The following is a 15,353-nucleotide window of genomic DNA, read 5'->3' as shown; positions in this document are numbered from 1 at the left end:
CCGATGCCCGCGCCCCGCGAGGTCGTCCTCCCCGGGAAATGCAGGCAATTCCCGCAGTTTTCCGCATTTCCGCATGTCACTCACGATTGGCATGGCCGTTGCTGAAGCAGCGACGAAGCCATCCGGTTTTCCAATAAATCTGCGGAGGAATGTCGTGAGTTCACAGGAAGCCTCGATCCAGACCATGGCTGCGCCCGTCACGGAGACGCGCGCGAAGGCCGCCGACATGAAGCGCCGGCTGCGCGCGATCTTCATCGGCTCGGTCGGCAATCTCGTCGAGTGGTACGATTTCTATGCCTATGCGGCGTTCTCGCTCTATTTCGCCAAGGCGTTCTTCCCCGATGGCGACGAGGTGGTGCAGCAGCTCAATGCGGCGCTGCTGTTCGCGGCGGGCTTTCTGGTGCGCCCGCTCGGCGGCTGGCTGTTCGGCCATCTCGCCGACCGCCATGGCCGGCGCAATGCACTGACGCTGTCGGTCGTGATGATGTGCTTCGGCTCGCTGGTCATCGCGGTGACGCCGACCTACGCTTCGATTGGTCTTGCCGCTCCCGTCGTCCTCGGCCTTGCACGGATCCTGCAGGGGCTGAGTCTGGGCGGTGAATACGGTACCAGCGCCACCTATCTCAGCGAGGTCGCCGACGAGAAGAACCGCGGCTTCTACTCCAGCTTTCAATACGTGACCCTGATCGGCGGTCAGCTCTGCGCCATCCTCGTGCTGCTTCTGCTGCAGAAGGTCTTTCTCTCGACCGACGAGATCCGCGCCTGGGGCTGGCGTGTGCCGTTTGCATTCGGCGCCGTGCTGGCGGTCGTCGCCGCCTTGATGCGGAGCAACCTTCACGAGACCGATGCCTTCAAGACCAGCCGGGTCACCGTGAAGAAATCCGGCTCGATCCGCGCGCTGCTGAACTATCCGCGCGAGCTGATGCTGGTGGTGGGGCTGACCATGGGCGGCACGGCGGCATTCTACACCTACACCACCTATATGCAGAAGTTTCTCCGCCTCTCGGTGAAGCTGACCGACGACCAGACCACCATGGTGACGGCGGGCAGCCTCGTCTTCGCGATGGTGTTGCAACCGGTCTATGGTGCGATCTCCGACCGCATCGGTCGCAAATGGCTGCTGATCGGCTTCGGCGTATCAGGCACGCTGTTCACGATTCCCCTGTTGACGACGCTGCAGGCGGTTCACGATGGGTTTTCGGCCTTCCTGCTGATCGCCGCCGCCTGGATGATCGTGTCGGGCTATACCGCGATCAACGCGGTGGTGAAGGCCGAGCTGTTTCCGACCAGCGTCCGCGCGACGGGGGTTGGGGTGCCCTATGCGCTCACCGTCTCGATCTTCGGCGGCACCGCCGAATCCATTGCGCTGTGGTTCAAGTCCATCGGTCACGAAAGCTGGTTCTACTGGTACCTGACCGGCTGCATCGCGGTGTCGCTGCTGGTCTACCTGACCATGCGGGACACCAGGACGGAGTCGGCGATGGACCGTCACGAATAGGCCGGGGCACTATACCGGCGGTGGGACGGTCTCACCGCCGCGCCACCAGCATGCCCAGCAGAAATGCCACCATCAGTGATGGCAGCGGGGCCTCGCGCACCATGCCGCGGACGATGTCGGACCAGTGCTGCTCGGGGACGAGCCCTGGCGACCTGATCCGGGCCGTCGGCGCGATGCCCCACTGTGACGCGAGTTCGGCGATCTCGCTTGAGGCCAGACGCACGCCGTCACGCACGCGGAAGATCGCGGCCTCCGCGCGCTCGCGCGGCGCGAGCAGCATCACGGTTGCGACCGCCGTGCGCAGCGTCATCTCGCCAAAACCTTGCAGCCTCACCGACTCCTCCGGTTCGGATATCATGCAAAAATCCTCACAGTGCGAAGTGGCGCGCGATAGTGAAGGCCGCCGTCGCGCACAGCACCAGCGTGGAAACCGCGCCGGCCACGCCTCGCGCGAAATGAGCTCGCGTCAGATGCCTGGACATGATCTTGCTCCATGCTTCACCATGCCAATGGCGGGGCGGAGCGTTGGTTCCGCAGGCTGTGCCGAATTCGTCCTGCGCGCCGGCGCGGTTACTTTCGCAGCAATTCCCGCAATGCCGCCGTCGCCTCGGCGCAGCGGATGTCGTCGATTTCCCTGGACAGGCTGAGCGCGCTCGCTTTCAGCTCTTCCAGCTTCCAGCTTTCGGGATGCTGGCTCTCGAGCTGGTTGAGCCGCTTGTTCAGATCGTCCAATTTGGATTGAAGCTGCCCGATGCTGGCGGCTCCATTCACGTTCCAAACGCGTTGTGCACGCATCGTCGTTCCCCTGACTTGTCTCACGCCGTTGTGAGCAGGGTTCGTGGCCGCAATGGGCGTTTCTTTTGTCCGGTCTTAGATCGTTGGGAACCGTTGCAGATAGGCAACGAAAGTTGCTGGAATGCCTGATTGCGCCGAAATTCCTCGCGGCGTGAGATCGAACAGGCGCGGAATGTGCATGCGCCCGGCTGGATGCGCCCGGCCGGACATGCCCGGCTGGAAATGCGCGACCGGATATTTGCGGCGGGGCTCGGGAAAACCGGTGAGCGAATGAGGGCAAACGCGTGGCGAGATTTTTGACCGTTGCAGCCGGCCAGCTTGGTCCGATCGCGAGACGCGAGACTCGGACCGAGGTCGTGGCGCGGCTGATGGCGTTGATGCGCCAGGCCAAGGCCAATGGCTGCGATCTGATCGTCTATCCCGAGCTCGCGCTGACCACGTTCTTTCCGCGCTGGTATTTTGAGGATCAGTCCGAGATCGACAGCTTCTTTGAACGCGAGATGCCGGGGCCGGAGACGCAAGCGCTGTTCGATCTCGCGCGCGAGAGCGGCATCGGCTTTTGTCTCGGCTATGCGGAGCTCGCGGTCGAGGCTGGTCGCGTCCATCGCTACAACACGTCGATCCTCGTCGACAAAAGCGGCGCGACGCTTGCGAAGTACCGCAAGGTGCATCTGCCCGGTCATGCCGAGCATGAGCCCTGGCGCAAGTTTCAGCATCTGGAGAAGCGCTATTTCGAGCCCGGCTCCGGCTTCGGCGTCACCACCGCCTTCGGCGGTATGATGGGAATGGCGATCTGCAACGATCGCCGCTGGAGCGAGACCTACCGGGTGATGGGCCTGCAGGGCGTCGAGATGGTGATGATCGGCTACAACACGCCGGTGCACAATCCGCCGGCGCCGGAGCACGACGATCTCTCGCTGTTCCACAATCATCTGGTGATGCAATCGGGCGCCTACCAGAACGGCACCTTCGTGGTCGGCGTCGCCAAGGCCGGCGTGGAGGAGGGCGTCGATCATATCGGCGGCAGCTGCATCATCGCGCCATCAGGCGAGATCATCGCGCGATGCACCACCAAGGGCGACGAGCTCGCGCTCGCCCGCTGCGATCTCGATCTCTGCAACTCCTACAAGCGCACCACCTTCAATTTCGATGTTCACCGCCAGCCGCGGGCATACGGGATGATCGTGGAACGGAAGGGCGTGACGACCATGGCTGACGGGACGCCGGTGAGGCCGAAGGGGTGATCGCTCTCGCCTTCGTCATTCCGGGCGCTTAGCTGCGCTCGCAATGAAGCAGCGCACATGACTCTGCGACCGCCACCCTGAGGTGGCCGCTTCTTCAGCGGCCCTCGAAGGGCGACTGCCCAGCTCCATCCGGGCCGTGCATCCTTCGAGGCTCCCCATGGGACGCCTTGCGTCCCATGCCTCGCACCTCAGGATGACGGGTCAACCGACGCCTTCATTGCCCCACCCCGATCACAACCAATTGTCTTTATTTGGAAACGATCATTCCCTATTATCCCGCAATGCAAAAGGTCGCCCGAAAATCCGAGCCGTCAGCCCATCCCCCCGGTCGGCCCCGGGAGTTCGACATGGACACCGCGCTGGACGGCGCCATCAGGGTGTTTTGCGAGCGCGGTTATCATGCGACCTCGATTGGAGAGCTGACGGCGGCCATGCGGCTGGCGACCGGGAGCGTCTACAAGGCGTTTCGCGACAAGCATGCCGTCTTCCTTGCCGCCTTCGAGCGCTACGTCGCGGTGCGGAGCGAGCAGACCCGCAGCGCGGCCGCGCGCGGCGCCAATGGCCGCGAGCGGGTGCGCAACGTGCTGCACTCCTATGTCGAGCACTCGCAAGGCGCAGAGGGGCGACGCGGCTGCATCGTGGTCGGCAGCGCGGTCGAGCTGTCGGCGGTCGATCCGGCGATGCGTGCGCGCGTCACGGCGCAGCTCAAGACCAACGAAAGCTTCATCGCCGGCCTCATTCGCGAGGGCCAGGCCGACGGCTCGATCCCTGATCATGTCGACGCCGACGATACCGCGCGGCTGATGGTCTGCATGATGCAGGGGCTGCGCGTGGTCGGCAAGGCGCGCCTGCCGCTCGACGGCGAGCGCCTGGTCGGCGTCGCGCTGAAGCTGCTTGCCTGAGATATTGCCGCATTAGGAATGAACGTTTCCGATATGGAATCCTCTATGGAAGTCTGGAGAGTTTGGAATGACGATGAATGCCACGATCGAGACCGCGCCCGAGCCGGATGCGGTGTCGCGACGACTGACCTTCGTGCTTGCCGCGGCCTGTGGTATGGTCGCCGCCAATATCTATTTTGCCCAGCCGCTGATCGCCCCGATCAGCGCCGCGCTCGGGCTGTCGCATGCGGCCGCCGGCCTGATCGTGACCATGACGCAGATCGGCTATGGCACGGGGTTGCTGTTTATCGTGCCGCTCGGTGATCTCGTCGAGAACCGCACCTTGATCTGCACCGTCATCGCGCTCGGTGCGGCGGCGCTGGTGGCGGCCGGCTTTGCCACCCACGCGCTGCCGTTCCTGATCGCGGCGCTGTTCATCGGCCTCGGCTCGGTCGCGGTCCAGATCATCGTTCCCTATGCCGCTCATCTGGCGCCGGAAGCCATTCGCGGCAGGGTCGTCGGCAATGTCTCCACCGGATTGATGCTCGGCATCATGCTGGCGCGGCCGGCCTCGAGCTTCGTCACCGCGGCGCTGTCCTGGCATGCGGTGTTCTTCTGCTCGGCGGCATTGATGATCGCGCTCATCGTCGTGCTTCGCCTCACCCTGCCGCAGCGCAGGCCGGTGGCGCGGATGCATTACGGAGCGTTGCTGCTGTCGATGCCGCATCTGGTGCGGACGATGCCGCTGCTGCGGCGCCGCGCGCTCTACCAGGCGGGCCTGTTCGGCGCCTTCGCCCTGTTCTGGACGGTCGTGCCGCTGCAGCTTGCCGGCCAATTCGGCTTCACCCAGAGCGGCATCGCGCTGTTTGCGCTCGCCGGCGTGTCAGGCGTGTTCGCGGCGCCGATCGCAGGTAGGCTCGCCGATCACGGCCACAGCCGTATCGCCACGCTTGCGGCGATGCTGTTCGTCGCCCTCGGCTTCCTCGTCACGCATGTCGGCGCGGCCGGATCGATGCTCAACCTCGCCTGTTTGGTTGTCGCAGCGATCGCGATCGATTTCGGCGTGCAGGGCAATGTCGTGCTCGGCTTCCGCGCCATCTTCGTGCTCGGACACGAGCACCGCAGTCGCCTCAACGGCCTCTATATGGCGACGTTCTTCGCCGCCGGTGCGGCCGGATCCGCGGTCGGCGCCTGGGCCTTCGCGCAAGGCGGCTGGACGCTGGCCTCGGCCATTGGCCTTGCACTGCCGGCCGCGAGCCTGATCTATGCCACGACCGAGTAGCGGTACGATTGTGTGACACAGCCAGCCGTTTACCAGCCTCGGATGGTCGGGCCTGGGCGCCCAATTTGCGCCTCGCAGATTCCCTGCAGCTGTAGTACTTTGGTCGCAAGCGGCCTGGTTAAGGGCGGCGGGGAGGCCCTATGAGGCGTGCGGGACTGGTTGGCGTACCGCGAGTACGGCCATGGTCGTGGCAGGCGTTTCTGCTCGGACTTATTGCGGTCGCGGTGTCGGCTGCGCTTCAAGCTATCTGCGCCGCGCTCGGCGCGGAACTCTATTTCGCAACGTTCCTGCCCAGCCTGTTCGTGCTCGGTCTCGTTGCCGGTGCGCCGGCGGCCATCTTCGCAGCTCTACTCACCGTTCCACTGGTCTGGTGGGCATTCATGCCGCCGGTCTTCAAGATCTCGCCGCTCACCGCTGCCGACGCCGATTCCATCAACCTGTTCTTCCTGCTTGCCGTACTCCTGATCGGCCTTGCCGATCTCTGCCGCAAGGCCATGGCGATCGTCAGCCGTGGCGGGTTGAAGTCGCCGGGCGAGAGCGCGGCAACGAATTCTCAATAGAGGGTGATGCGCGATCAGGCCGTTGCGCGCGCGCAACAGTCCGGCAACCATCCATGCAGCCGGATCGCGCCGCTAACTTTTCGAAAAAGATTTGGCCGCAATTTCTCCCGCGGGAACACGAGGGAGTTTTCGTCATGAACGGGCACGCCATTTTCGAGAACGTGCGCCGCTATCGCGGCATCGCATCGCTGTATCGCCAGACCGCGGCGTTTCGTCCGAGCCAGCGCTGGTCGCTGTTGGAGCAGGCCAGCGAGTGGGAAGCCCGCGCGCTGTCGGAGCTGGAAGCCTATTTCGCCGCGCGGACCGATTTCGCCACGCCGCGCGCCGCCTGATCGTTAACCATCGCCGGCATGCATGCCGGCAGGATACGTGGGCCATACGGAGTTACGGCGTCGGCCCGGCATGCTAGCCATTCGCCGACCAATTCCATCACGACGACCGGGCGCGCGATGACCACCTTCAACCGCATCTTCACCACAGAGCGTCTGCTCCAGATCATCGTCATTCTGGCGGCGACGATCGCCATGAAGCTGATGGGCTGAAGGCGGCACCATCGCTCGCCCGAAATCGGGTACTTCGGGCAGATCGTTCGGGCCCTCTGCACATTCCGGTCGTCGCCGAAGGGGTGGAGACGGAGGTGCAGCGCGCCTTCCTGGAAGGCGAGGCCTGCGAGGAAATGCAGGGCCATCTCATCGGGCGGCCGGAACCAATCCAACGCTATTTCGATTTGATCGGCGTCAATCTCGAACGCCGGCGTTACGCTTAAAAGTATGACGAATGCCGCGCTCGGTTTCGCTGGCAGGAACCAATGTGCGTCTGCACATTTCTTTCGGGCCCCCAGAGGTTAATCGGGCTGGCGCACGCAGAAAATGTTTTGCACAATCGCCATCGACCTGACGCAAATCAGGGCAATAAGCCCGGTGTAAATGCGAGGGAGGGTTATCATGGAGAACGTACGTCGCTACCGCGCGCTGGCGTCCCTCTGTCGCCAGCAGGCTGCCTATCGGCCGCTGCAGAACTGGCAGCTGCTCGGTCAGGCCGAACATTTCGAACATCTCGCCGAGATCGCGCTGAAAGCGCATTTCGAGGCGTGCAATGCGCAGCGCGAAGACGACGCGATCGCCGCCGCGGCATGGGAGACGTCGGCTGCGGCGTGATGCCAGCCGTTTGCATCTTCGCTAAAGCGGAATGCGTTTTGATTGAATCGACATAATCCACGCGCTCTGATCACCTCTCCCGTTGGGGAGAGGTGATGCCGGGCGTCGATCGAACCCAACGTCATCATGCTCTAATGCGACATCAGCGTAGGGACGGTCATGGCTTCCAGCATGGCGCGCGTGACGCCGCCGAGAAAGCGCTCCTGCAAGCGGGAATGGCCGTAGCCACCCATCACCAGCAGATCGAGGTTTTCGTCGGCCGCCAGCGACAGGATGGTCGGCTGGATATCGGCGCGTGTGGCCGACAGGCTGATCGTGCGGGGCGAGAGGCCGCGCCGTCCGAGGTGCTTGGCCAGATTGTTCGCCGAGGCGTCGGGGGCGCTGTCGCCCTCGTTGATCGCAATGATCGCGATCTCCTCGGCGCGCGCGAGGAATGTAGCTGCATCGCGGAGCGCACGCGCCGCGACGCGGCTGCCGTCCCAGCAGATGCCGATCCGCTTCGCCTTGAAGGCCCCGCGAAAGGTGTATGGAAGGAACAGCACCGGACCACCGGCCTGGAACAGAATCTCGCGCGGGACCTCGTTGTCGAACGTCACCTGCTCGGGATCCGGTTGAAGCACGATGCTAAGGTCGTGCAGCCGCGCCATCTCGCCGAGTGAACCGGCTGCATCCACCGGAATCGCGCCGAGCGGGTGGCAGGTGCAGGAGATATCGGCGTTGCCCGCTTCGCTCCTGAAGACGGCAAGCGCGGCTTCGGCCCGCTCGACCGCCCGTTCGCGTTCCATCTCGAACACGGCCGCCACGGCAGCACCGCCCTCCATCACGTAGGCCGTGGTGCTTGCGACATAGCCGACCGCGACCGCATCGACATGGGCATTGAGGCTGGCTGCGAGCGAGATCGAGCCATCAATCACGGCGCGCATCGGTCGTTCGGTCGGGATGTGGACGAGAATGTCTTTGTACATGGCGGCGTCTCCGATGGACATCATCCGATGGAAGAAGTGTTTCACCGCCAGCAGGGCTCGCGTTGAGCTGCATCAAATCTTCGGCGAGGATGGTGCCCTGCGGCCGCCCGCCGCACTTTCTTTGCCAAGAATTAATCGCGTGGACGGGACGCCGTAAGGTGACGATGTCCATGTTGGGTGCAAGGCGACTTACCCAACATGGACATTTCGACATGATCGATCGCGTCAATTCCGACACCACCAGGACCTCTACAATTTTGAGGCCGCGCCGGCTCGCGCTGCTTGGCACCGTGGCCGCGCTGGGCGTGGCCGTGCTGGCGGCTTCTCCCGTTTCAACGCCGTTCGGCGTGTCCTCCCTGATTTCGCCTGCGCAGGCCGCTGAAAGCGCCGCAACGCCGCAGGGCTTCGGCGACCTCGTCAGCAAGGTCAAGCCGGCCGTCATCTCGGTGCGGGTGAAAATCGACCAGGACAACGACAAGAGCGCGATGCTGCAACAGAACCGGATGGATCAGGACGAAGAGTCCCCGTTCGACCAGTTCTCGCGGCAGTTCGGCTTCCGCGGCCCCGGCGGCATGAACGGCATGCCGCACCAGCGGCACCAGATGGTCACCGGCGAGGGCTCCGGCTTCTTCATCTCGGCCGACGGCTATGCCGTGACCAACAACCATGTCGTCGACCACGCCCAATCCGTTCAGGTGACGATGGACGACGGCACGATCTACACCGCGAAGGTGGTCGGCACCGATCCGAAGACCGATCTCGCGCTGATCAAGGTCGACGGCAACAAGGACTTTCCGTTCGTGAAATTCTCCGACCAGAAGCCGCGGATCGGCGACTGGGTGGTCGCGGTCGGCAATCCGTTCGGCCTCGGCGGCACCGTGACGGCCGGCATCGTCTCGGCCAGCGGTCGCGACATCGGCAACGGCCCCTATGACGACTTCATCCAGATCGATGCGCCGATCAACAAGGGCAATTCCGGCGGGCCGGCCTTCGACATGAACGGCAACGTCATTGGCGTGAATACTGCGATCTACTCGCCCTCGGGCGGATCGGTCGGCATCGGCTTCGACATTCCGGCCTCGACCGCAAAGCTCGTCGTCGCGCAGCTCAAGGACAAGGGCGCCGTCACCCGCGGCTGGCTCGGCGTCCAGGTGCAGCCGGTGACCGCGGAGATCGCCGACAGCCTTGGCCTGAAGGCGGCCCGCGGCGCGATCGTCGACAATCCGCAGGATGGCAGCCCGGCGGCAAAGGCCGGCATCGAGGCGGGCGACGTCATCACCGCGGTCAATGGCACCGCGATCAAGGATTCCCGCGATCTCGCCCGCACCATCGCCACCCTGGCGCCGGGTACGTCCGTGAAGCTCGACGTCGTCCACAAGGGCGACAGCAAGACGGTGACGCTCGCCCTCGGCGAGCTGCCGAACGAGCGGCAGGCCAAGGCAGGCAATCAGTCCGATGACGGCAAGACCCAGCAGACCGCCGGCACGCCGCGTCTCGGCCTCAGCTTGGCGCCATCAGGCGAAGTCCAGGGGGCCGGGCAGAAGGGCGTCGTGGTCACCGAAGTCGATCCGCAGGGACCGGCCGCGCAGCGTGGCATCCAGACCGGCGACGTCATCCTCAATGTCGGCGGCAAGGCTGTTTCCAACGTCGCGGAGGTCCGCTCCGAGCTGGCGCAGGCCAAATCATCAGGCAAGAACAGCGTGCTGTTGCAGGTGAAGAGTGCGGAGGCGACCCGGTTCGTCGCGGTGCCGCTCGCCTGATCTCGCGAGCCTGACGGCAAATTCAAAAGGCGGCCCTTCGGGCCGCCTTTTTCGTGCGCGCCTCTCGAGATACCCACAGGCTGCCGATAACATTCTCGTTAACGGCAGCAATGATGACGGGTTCGTCCGAAAAAGCCGCGTTCGCTGGTCAAACTTCGCCAATACTGTTGCGCTTCGGCGGCAATGAAGCCGCAGAGGCAAGTTGCAGGAGTGGAACTTCGGACGTCCGGCTGATTTGTGGAACCGGCCGATGTCCGTATTGATCGGTGCCGACATGGATCGATTGAAGCTCTCGCTGAAGCTCGGGCTGCTCGTCGCGCCCTTCCTGCTGTCGACCGGAAGCGCCTTGGGTCGTGATGACGGTCGCTTCACGGACTCGCCGCTCAAACCCTGGTTCGACAGCTTGCGCAGCCATCTTGGTCCGTGCTGCTCGGATGCCGACGGCGTTGCGGTGGCCGATCCCGATTGGGACTCGCATAATGGTCACTACAGGGTGAGGCTCGATGGAGTATGGGTCGAGGTCCCCGACGAAGCCGTGATCACCGAGCCAAATCGGGCCGGCCGCACCATGGTCTGGCCGGTCAAGACGGTGTTCGGCGTTTCGATCCGCTGCTTCATGCCCGGCAGCATGATCTGACGGCGGCCAGCTCACCGCCTGGAGGATTTGCGCTTCGAGCTCTTCTTGCTCGTCTTTTTCTTGCTCGTCTTTTTCCTGGACGTCTTTCGCTTCGACGCCTTCTTCGGCACCTTCTTGCCTTTCTTGCGCGCTTTCGACAGGCCGATCGCAATCGCCTGCTTGCGGCTCTTTACCCGTCCGCCGCGACCGCCGCGTCCGCTCTTGGCGGTGCCCTTCTTGTAGCGCCGCATCTCGCTCTCGACATCGCTGCCGGAGCTACGTGAATAGCGGCGCTTCTTTGCCTTGCGTGCCATCAGCTCTCTCCCATGGCTCTGCAAGAAAACAGGAGTGCTGACCCAATGTTCCAAAAGCGCCCGGCGACAGACCTCTTCAGAAAGAATTCGCGAGCTCGATCTCTGCCTCCAGGATCTGGATGCGGCGTGCGGCTTCGGCAAAGGAGAGATCGCGATTGTATTGCGCGGGCTGGTAGGCCTCTTCACTCAGCCGCTTCAGCCGCTGCCCCTGCGCCCGGGTCATCTGCTCCATCAGAAAAGCCTTGGCGTCCGGAAGAGCCTTGGCGTTCGGAAAAGTCTTGGCGTCGTATTTACCCTGAACCTGCATCTCGCTCTCCATCCTGAATTCGTGGCTTGACTATATGTTCTTATTTTGTTCTAACAAGTCATGGACAACAGAATTAATGAAATTCGACGTAAAATCAGCGTCTTGAGGCTGGAGATGGCGGATGTCGAAGCGTCCGTGCGCGATCTCATCAATCGCGACCGCGATTGCAGCGAACGGGCCCAGGCGCAGATCCAGCTGCGCCGGAAGATCAACCTGCTGATCAGCGAATGGAAGGCCGCGGGCGGCGGCGAGGTGTTGCCCGACATCCGCGACCGGGTGCATCTGCGTCCGCTGAAGAACGAGGACAGGCCGGTACGCCGCTGAGGCGTTGGTGGAGGGAGGCTGGCCGTGGAGGAAGACCCGGACCCATACCGGATTCTGAGACTGCGCGCCGAGATCCTCGAATTGGGCTCCGCCATCCGGCAATTGCAGCGGGAAGGCCTCGACGACGCCGCCGCCCAGCTCCTGATCGCGCGCAAGCGGGCCCAGCTCGATCAACTCGTGAAGACGAGCTCCGTAGTCCATTCCCTTAACATCCCTGACATCCGACGCAGCTAAGGCGGTCGCGCGACGCGACCTGCCGGAGTTCGTCCATGCCCGATGCCGAAATGGCCGCCTTGCTGCAGGCGGTGCTCGATGAAGTCTGCGCAGACGTGCCCGCGTGGGACACGACGACGCGCGAGCGCGTTGCGATCAGATTGCGGGCGACCGCACGCCAGGACCGCTGCTCATTGCAGGATCTGAAGCGGGCTGGGCGGGACGCGCTGACCCGCGCGCCAACGATGTGGCGGTGAGGGACGTCCCGATGTGAATGCTGTTTCAGGAACGATCGAACCGCGCCTGATTTGACTGCGACCATCCCGAAACAGAAGGAGTGTTCCATGGAGCTCAGCGGCAAGACCATTGCGATTCTCGCCACCAATGGCTTCGAGCAGTCGGAACTGGAGGTGCCGCGCGACCGCCTGAAGAAAGCCGGCGCGACGGTTCACGTGATCTCGCTCGCGGAAGGGGAGATCAAGGGCTGGGACATGAAGGACTGGGGCCGGCCGGTGAAGGTCGACAAGACACTCGATCAGGCCGTCAGCACCGACTACGACGCAATCGTTCTGCCCGGCGGGCAGATCAATCCCGACCTCCTGCGCGTGGAGCCCAAGGCGCTGGCCTTCATCAAGGAGATCTTCAACGCCAAGAAGGTCGTCGCTGCCGTCTGCCATGCGCCTTGGCTGCTGATCGAGACCGGCATCGCCAAGGGCCGCAAGATGACGTCCTACAAATCGATCAAGACCGACGTGATCAACGCCGGCGCGTTGTGGGAAGATTCGCAAGTGGTGGTCGACCAGGGCGTGATCACCTCGCGCAATCCCGGCGATCTCGAAGCCTTCAGTGCCAAGATCATCGAAGAGATCAAGGAAGGGCGCCACAGCCAACGCAGCGCAGCGTGAGCGCAACTGCTCACGCGCAACGAGAAGCCCCGCGTCGCCGCGGGGCTTCTTATTGCCGTAAGCCCGCGCTTACTTGCTCTGGCCGTTCTGGGGCGCGGTCATGCTGCCACCGTGATCGCTGCCGGGGCCAGAACCGCCCTGGCCGGACGGATCGGGCGGAACGGTCTTCTTCATGTTCGCTCCCGTGGTGGTCTGCGACATGGAGGAGGAGTGATGCTTCTTGTGCGACTTGGCCTGCGCAGCGAACGGCGCGGCGGCAAGGCCGGTGGCCAGCATCACGGCAAGAGCGAGCTTGATCGTCTTCATGAAAGGGAACTCCCTGAGTTGAATCGACGCAGGAGCAACCGCCATTTGCCGCAGGAGTTCCGAAGAATATTCGTCGCGCGCTTTTCGCGCCCGCTTCACGTTTCCTTGTTCTCGTTGAGGATGAATACGACGCCCGTCAACGAGGCGCCGATGGCAAACGTCATCACCATCGTTGCAACAAACACCAGGGCCGCCGCACGCCCGCCATGGTTCAGCAATTCCGCAACCGCGGGATTGGCCAGAATGAGTGCGAGCGTGAACATCAGACCGAGTGCAGCGCCCATCATCGCATGGGTCATCAGCTTGATCACGCCGGTGGGAGAGATCAAACTTGGCGATCTGTTTGGCGACTTTTTTGCGCGCATGGAACTGCCGATCGATGTGGCATGCAAACGCGGGCCGTCATGGCGAGGTTCCATTGCGCATAAAGGATTTGTCATCATCCGCTTCATCGGACGTTCATGCCGGCCTTGCCAGGATGTACGCATCAACACGGGAACATCAGCCATGGGTAAGGTGGTCTTTCTCTATCGATCGCTGGCCTACCGTAACGCGGCGGCCGACATATTGCGCAAGGCGCGCAAGCTGCCGCGTGGTGCAGACCGCAGCGCGGCGCTCCGCTACGCGAGGGCGCTGCGCGATCTCGCGCAAACGGAAGCCTGGCTCGAAGGGCGCATCGCCGATGAACCGCGGTCGATATCGCGGCTGAAGGTTGCCGCGTCGCGTTAACCCGACGCGCGCTGAAGCTCGGGGGGGCTGTTGGTCTCGAACTTGTCCTGCGCCGTCGCTGTCGCCGCACTCTTGTGCGTCAAGGGGACTTCGAGACGGCACAGCAAGCCCTCCGAACGCCAATCGAATTGCGCCTGTCCGCCAAGCTGGGATTCGACGCTGGCGAGCAGGCTTCTTGTTCCGAAGCCGCGCGATTTCGGCGTCCTGACCATCGGCCCGCCGGTCTCGTCCCACGTCAGGATGAGGAGGTCGTTGTCGGCCTGCCAGCTGATCGCGAGCCGCCCAGACCGCGTCGAGAGCGCGCCATACTTGGCCGAGTTGGTGAAGAGCTCGTGCAGCGCCAGGGCCAGCGTCTGCGCAGTGGCCGGCACCAACTGCACTTCGGGACCTGCCAGCTTGATCTGTCCGCCGAGCGAGTAGGGCGCCAGCTCCTCCTCGATCAGCTTGGAGAGCTCGGCGCCCTGCCAGCTCGACAAGGAGAGGATGGTGTGCACGCGCGCGAGCGCATTGATGCGTCCCTCCACGGCACTGACGTAAGCCTTGACCTCGTCGGCGCGGGTGAGGCGCACGATCGACTGCGCCAGCGCCAGCGCATTCTTGGCGCGGTGATCGACCTCGCGCGCCAGCAGGTTCTGGCGTTCCTCGGCCCGTTTGCGTTCGGTGATATCGACGGTGACGCCGCTCACCCGCACGACGCGACCGTTCGCATCCGCGGATGCGGCCGCCGTGCCGACGCACCAGCGCACCTCGCCGTCGGGCCGAACGATGCGGAATTCGGTCTCGTAGGCGCGCGTTCCTTTGTTGAATTCGGCGATGGCCTTGCGCAGCTGATCGACGTCGTCTGGATGTAACAGTGCCTGAACGTTGACCGGGTTGACTTCGAAGTTCTCGGGGCTGACGCCAAAGATGCGATATTGCCCGTCGTCCCACATCCAGTCGCCGCTGACCCAATCCCAATCCCAGGATCCCATCTTGCCGGCGGCGATCGCCATGGTGCGTCGCTCTTCGCTCTCGCGCAGCTTGGCGGTCGAATTCTCCAGCTCGGCGGTACGGGCGCGGACGCGATCCTCGAGATCCTGGTTCAGCCGTTCGAGCTCGCGCGTCTTGCGATAGAGCTCGGCAAACACCTTGACCTTGGCGCGCAGCACTTCCGGGATGACGGGCACGGGCACGTAGTCGACCGCGCCCATCTCGTAGCCGCGCAGGCGGTCGATGTCGCTGACCTGAATGGCCGAGATGAAGATCATCGCGGTCTTCTGGAAGCGCGGATGCTCGCGGATCATGGCGGCGAGCTCGAAGCCGTCGAGCTCGGGCATGCAGACGTCGACCAGAATCACCGCGATCTCGGTCTTGAGCAGCACCTCCAGCGCCTCCCGGCCGGACGAGGCGACCACGAGATTCTCACCGAGCTCCTTCAGGATCACCTCATAGGCGAGCAGCTTGGCCGGCTGGTCGTCGACGAGGAGGATGTTGACCTTTTCGTGGTCCATTCTCGGA

General features: G+C 63.7%; 23 protein-coding genes. 15 read left to right on the top strand and 8 right to left on the bottom strand.

Translation table 11 applies throughout. From position 1 onward, the window contains the following. Nucleotides 1-184: 184 nt before the first annotated feature. Nucleotides 185-1,498, top strand: a complete 1,314-nt coding sequence (locus AOQ71_RS28770; RefSeq protein ID WP_057753755.1) for an MFS transporter — start codon at nt 185-187, stop codon at nt 1,496-1,498. Between the two features lie 31 nt (nt 1,499-1,529). Here the strand turns inward: AOQ71_RS28770 and AOQ71_RS28765 are convergent, their stop codons facing one another. Together AOQ71_RS28765 and AOQ71_RS28760 are read right to left on the bottom strand one after the other, a co-directional pair. Continuing rightward, complete coding sequence (locus AOQ71_RS28765) at nt 1,530-1,856, bottom strand: hypothetical protein (RefSeq protein WP_057753752.1); 327 nt, start codon at nt 1,854-1,856, stop codon at nt 1,530-1,532. A gap of 212 nt (nt 1,857-2,068) precedes the next feature. Beyond that, on the bottom strand, nt 2,069-2,293 hold the full coding sequence (locus AOQ71_RS28760) for a hypothetical protein (protein ID WP_057753748.1): 225 nt from the start codon (nt 2,291-2,293) through the stop codon (nt 2,069-2,071). Nucleotides 2,294-2,577: 284 nt separating this feature from the next. Between AOQ71_RS28760 and AOQ71_RS28755 the strand changes: the two genes are divergently transcribed. The 7 genes from AOQ71_RS28755 to AOQ71_RS28730 all read left to right on the top strand — a co-directional run bounded on the left by AOQ71_RS28755 (nt 2,578) and on the right by AOQ71_RS28730 (nt 7,417). Continuing rightward, on the top strand, nt 2,578-3,537 hold the full coding sequence (locus AOQ71_RS28755) for an N-carbamoyl-D-amino-acid hydrolase (protein ID WP_057753745.1): 960 nt from the start codon (nt 2,578-2,580) through the stop codon (nt 3,535-3,537). Between the two features lie 281 nt (nt 3,538-3,818). Beyond that, nucleotides 3,819-4,439, top strand: coding sequence for a TetR/AcrR family transcriptional regulator (locus AOQ71_RS28750; RefSeq protein WP_057753903.1), 621 nt, complete (start codon nt 3,819-3,821; stop codon nt 4,437-4,439). Between the two features lie 67 nt (nt 4,440-4,506). Next, nucleotides 4,507-5,700 carry an MFS transporter gene (locus AOQ71_RS28745; RefSeq protein ID WP_057753743.1) on the top strand — a complete coding sequence of 398 codons (1,194 nt, stop codon included), beginning with the start codon at nt 4,507-4,509 and terminating at the stop codon, nt 5,698-5,700. A 140-nt stretch (nt 5,701-5,840) separates the two neighbouring features. Beyond that, nucleotides 5,841-6,260 (top strand): hypothetical protein, encoded by a 420-nt coding sequence (locus AOQ71_RS28740; protein ID WP_057753740.1) that lies wholly within the window; start codon nt 5,841-5,843, stop codon nt 6,258-6,260. 134 nt (nt 6,261-6,394) lie between these two features. Continuing rightward, the gene (locus tag AOQ71_RS28735) at nt 6,395-6,592 is read left to right on the top strand and encodes a hypothetical protein (protein ID WP_057753737.1); all 198 of its coding nucleotides are present in this window, start codon (nt 6,395-6,397) and stop codon (nt 6,590-6,592) included. Nucleotides 6,593-6,897: 305 nt separating this feature from the next. Next, nucleotides 6,898-7,026, top strand: a complete 129-nt coding sequence (locus AOQ71_RS49805) for a hypothetical protein (protein ID WP_283809618.1) — start codon at nt 6,898-6,900, stop codon at nt 7,024-7,026. 178 nt (nt 7,027-7,204) lie between these two features. After that, nucleotides 7,205-7,417, top strand: a complete 213-nt coding sequence (locus tag AOQ71_RS28730; protein ID WP_057753734.1) for a hypothetical protein — start codon at nt 7,205-7,207, stop codon at nt 7,415-7,417. A 131-nt stretch (nt 7,418-7,548) separates the two neighbouring features. Here the strand turns inward: AOQ71_RS28730 and AOQ71_RS28725 are convergent, their stop codons facing one another. Further along, complete coding sequence (locus AOQ71_RS28725) at nt 7,549-8,382, bottom strand: universal stress protein (protein WP_057753900.1); 834 nt, start codon at nt 8,380-8,382, stop codon at nt 7,549-7,551. Between the two features lie 212 nt (nt 8,383-8,594). Between AOQ71_RS28725 and AOQ71_RS28720 the strand changes: the two genes are divergently transcribed. Beyond that, nucleotides 8,595-10,142, top strand: a complete 1,548-nt coding sequence (locus AOQ71_RS28720; protein ID WP_057753731.1) for a Do family serine endopeptidase — start codon at nt 8,595-8,597, stop codon at nt 10,140-10,142. 274 nt (nt 10,143-10,416) lie between these two features. Further along, nucleotides 10,417-10,779, top strand: coding sequence for a hypothetical protein (locus tag AOQ71_RS28715; protein ID WP_057753897.1), 363 nt, complete (start codon nt 10,417-10,419; stop codon nt 10,777-10,779). A gap of 11 nt (nt 10,780-10,790) precedes the next feature. Here AOQ71_RS28715 and AOQ71_RS28710 read toward each other — a convergent pair whose 3' ends face one another. Beyond that, nucleotides 10,791-11,072, bottom strand: a complete 282-nt coding sequence (locus tag AOQ71_RS28710) for a DUF6496 domain-containing protein (RefSeq protein WP_057753728.1) — start codon at nt 11,070-11,072, stop codon at nt 10,791-10,793. 76 nt (nt 11,073-11,148) lie between these two features. Further along, nucleotides 11,149-11,379: a DUF3072 domain-containing protein gene (locus AOQ71_RS28705; RefSeq protein WP_057753894.1), complete on the bottom strand. Its 231-nt coding sequence runs from the start codon at nt 11,377-11,379 to the stop codon at nt 11,149-11,151. Nucleotides 11,380-11,493: 114 nt separating this feature from the next. Here AOQ71_RS28705 and AOQ71_RS28700 point away from each other — a divergent pair, with 114 nt between their 5' ends. The 4 genes from AOQ71_RS28700 to AOQ71_RS28685 all read left to right on the top strand — a co-directional run bounded on the left by AOQ71_RS28700 (nt 11,494) and on the right by AOQ71_RS28685 (nt 12,821). Then, complete coding sequence (locus tag AOQ71_RS28700; RefSeq protein WP_057753724.1) at nt 11,494-11,703, top strand: hypothetical protein; 210 nt, start codon at nt 11,494-11,496, stop codon at nt 11,701-11,703. 24 nt (nt 11,704-11,727) lie between these two features. Then, a complete protein-coding gene (locus tag AOQ71_RS28695; RefSeq protein WP_057753721.1) occupies nt 11,728-11,937 on the top strand; it encodes a hypothetical protein in 210 nt (69 codons plus the stop codon). Nucleotides 11,938-11,972: 35 nt separating this feature from the next. After that, the gene (locus tag AOQ71_RS28690) at nt 11,973-12,173 is read left to right on the top strand and encodes a hypothetical protein (protein WP_057753718.1); all 201 of its coding nucleotides are present in this window, start codon (nt 11,973-11,975) and stop codon (nt 12,171-12,173) included. A gap of 87 nt (nt 12,174-12,260) precedes the next feature. Beyond that, nucleotides 12,261-12,821 (top strand): type 1 glutamine amidotransferase domain-containing protein, encoded by a 561-nt coding sequence (locus AOQ71_RS28685; protein WP_057753717.1) that lies wholly within the window; start codon nt 12,261-12,263, stop codon nt 12,819-12,821. A gap of 69 nt (nt 12,822-12,890) precedes the next feature. Here the strand turns inward: AOQ71_RS28685 and AOQ71_RS28680 are convergent, their stop codons facing one another. Continuing rightward, nucleotides 12,891-13,127, bottom strand: a complete 237-nt coding sequence (locus AOQ71_RS28680; protein ID WP_057753714.1) for a hypothetical protein — start codon at nt 13,125-13,127, stop codon at nt 12,891-12,893. 95 nt (nt 13,128-13,222) lie between these two features. Further along, nucleotides 13,223-13,438 (bottom strand): hypothetical protein, encoded by a 216-nt coding sequence (locus AOQ71_RS28675; protein ID WP_245317202.1) that lies wholly within the window; start codon nt 13,436-13,438, stop codon nt 13,223-13,225. Between AOQ71_RS28675 and AOQ71_RS48755 the strand changes: the two genes are divergently transcribed. After that, nucleotides 13,431-13,856 (top strand): hypothetical protein, encoded by a 426-nt coding sequence (locus tag AOQ71_RS48755; RefSeq protein ID WP_245317200.1) that lies wholly within the window; start codon nt 13,431-13,433, stop codon nt 13,854-13,856. The two genes, AOQ71_RS28675 and AOQ71_RS48755, sit on opposite strands and share 8 nt — an antisense overlap. Here AOQ71_RS48755 and AOQ71_RS28665 read toward each other — a convergent pair. After that, nucleotides 13,853-15,346 (bottom strand): HWE histidine kinase domain-containing protein, encoded by a 1,494-nt coding sequence (locus AOQ71_RS28665; RefSeq protein ID WP_057753705.1) that lies wholly within the window; start codon nt 15,344-15,346, stop codon nt 13,853-13,855. The two genes, AOQ71_RS48755 and AOQ71_RS28665, sit on opposite strands and share 4 nt — an antisense overlap. Nucleotides 15,347-15,353 lie beyond the last annotated feature (7 nt).

It is taken from the genome of Bradyrhizobium manausense, assembly GCF_001440035.1.
GTDB classification, from domain to species: Bacteria; Pseudomonadota; Alphaproteobacteria; order Rhizobiales; family Xanthobacteraceae; genus Bradyrhizobium; species Bradyrhizobium manausense.
Note: the sequence above shows the minus strand (reverse complement) of the source record. Positions and strands in the feature narration are given on the sequence as shown.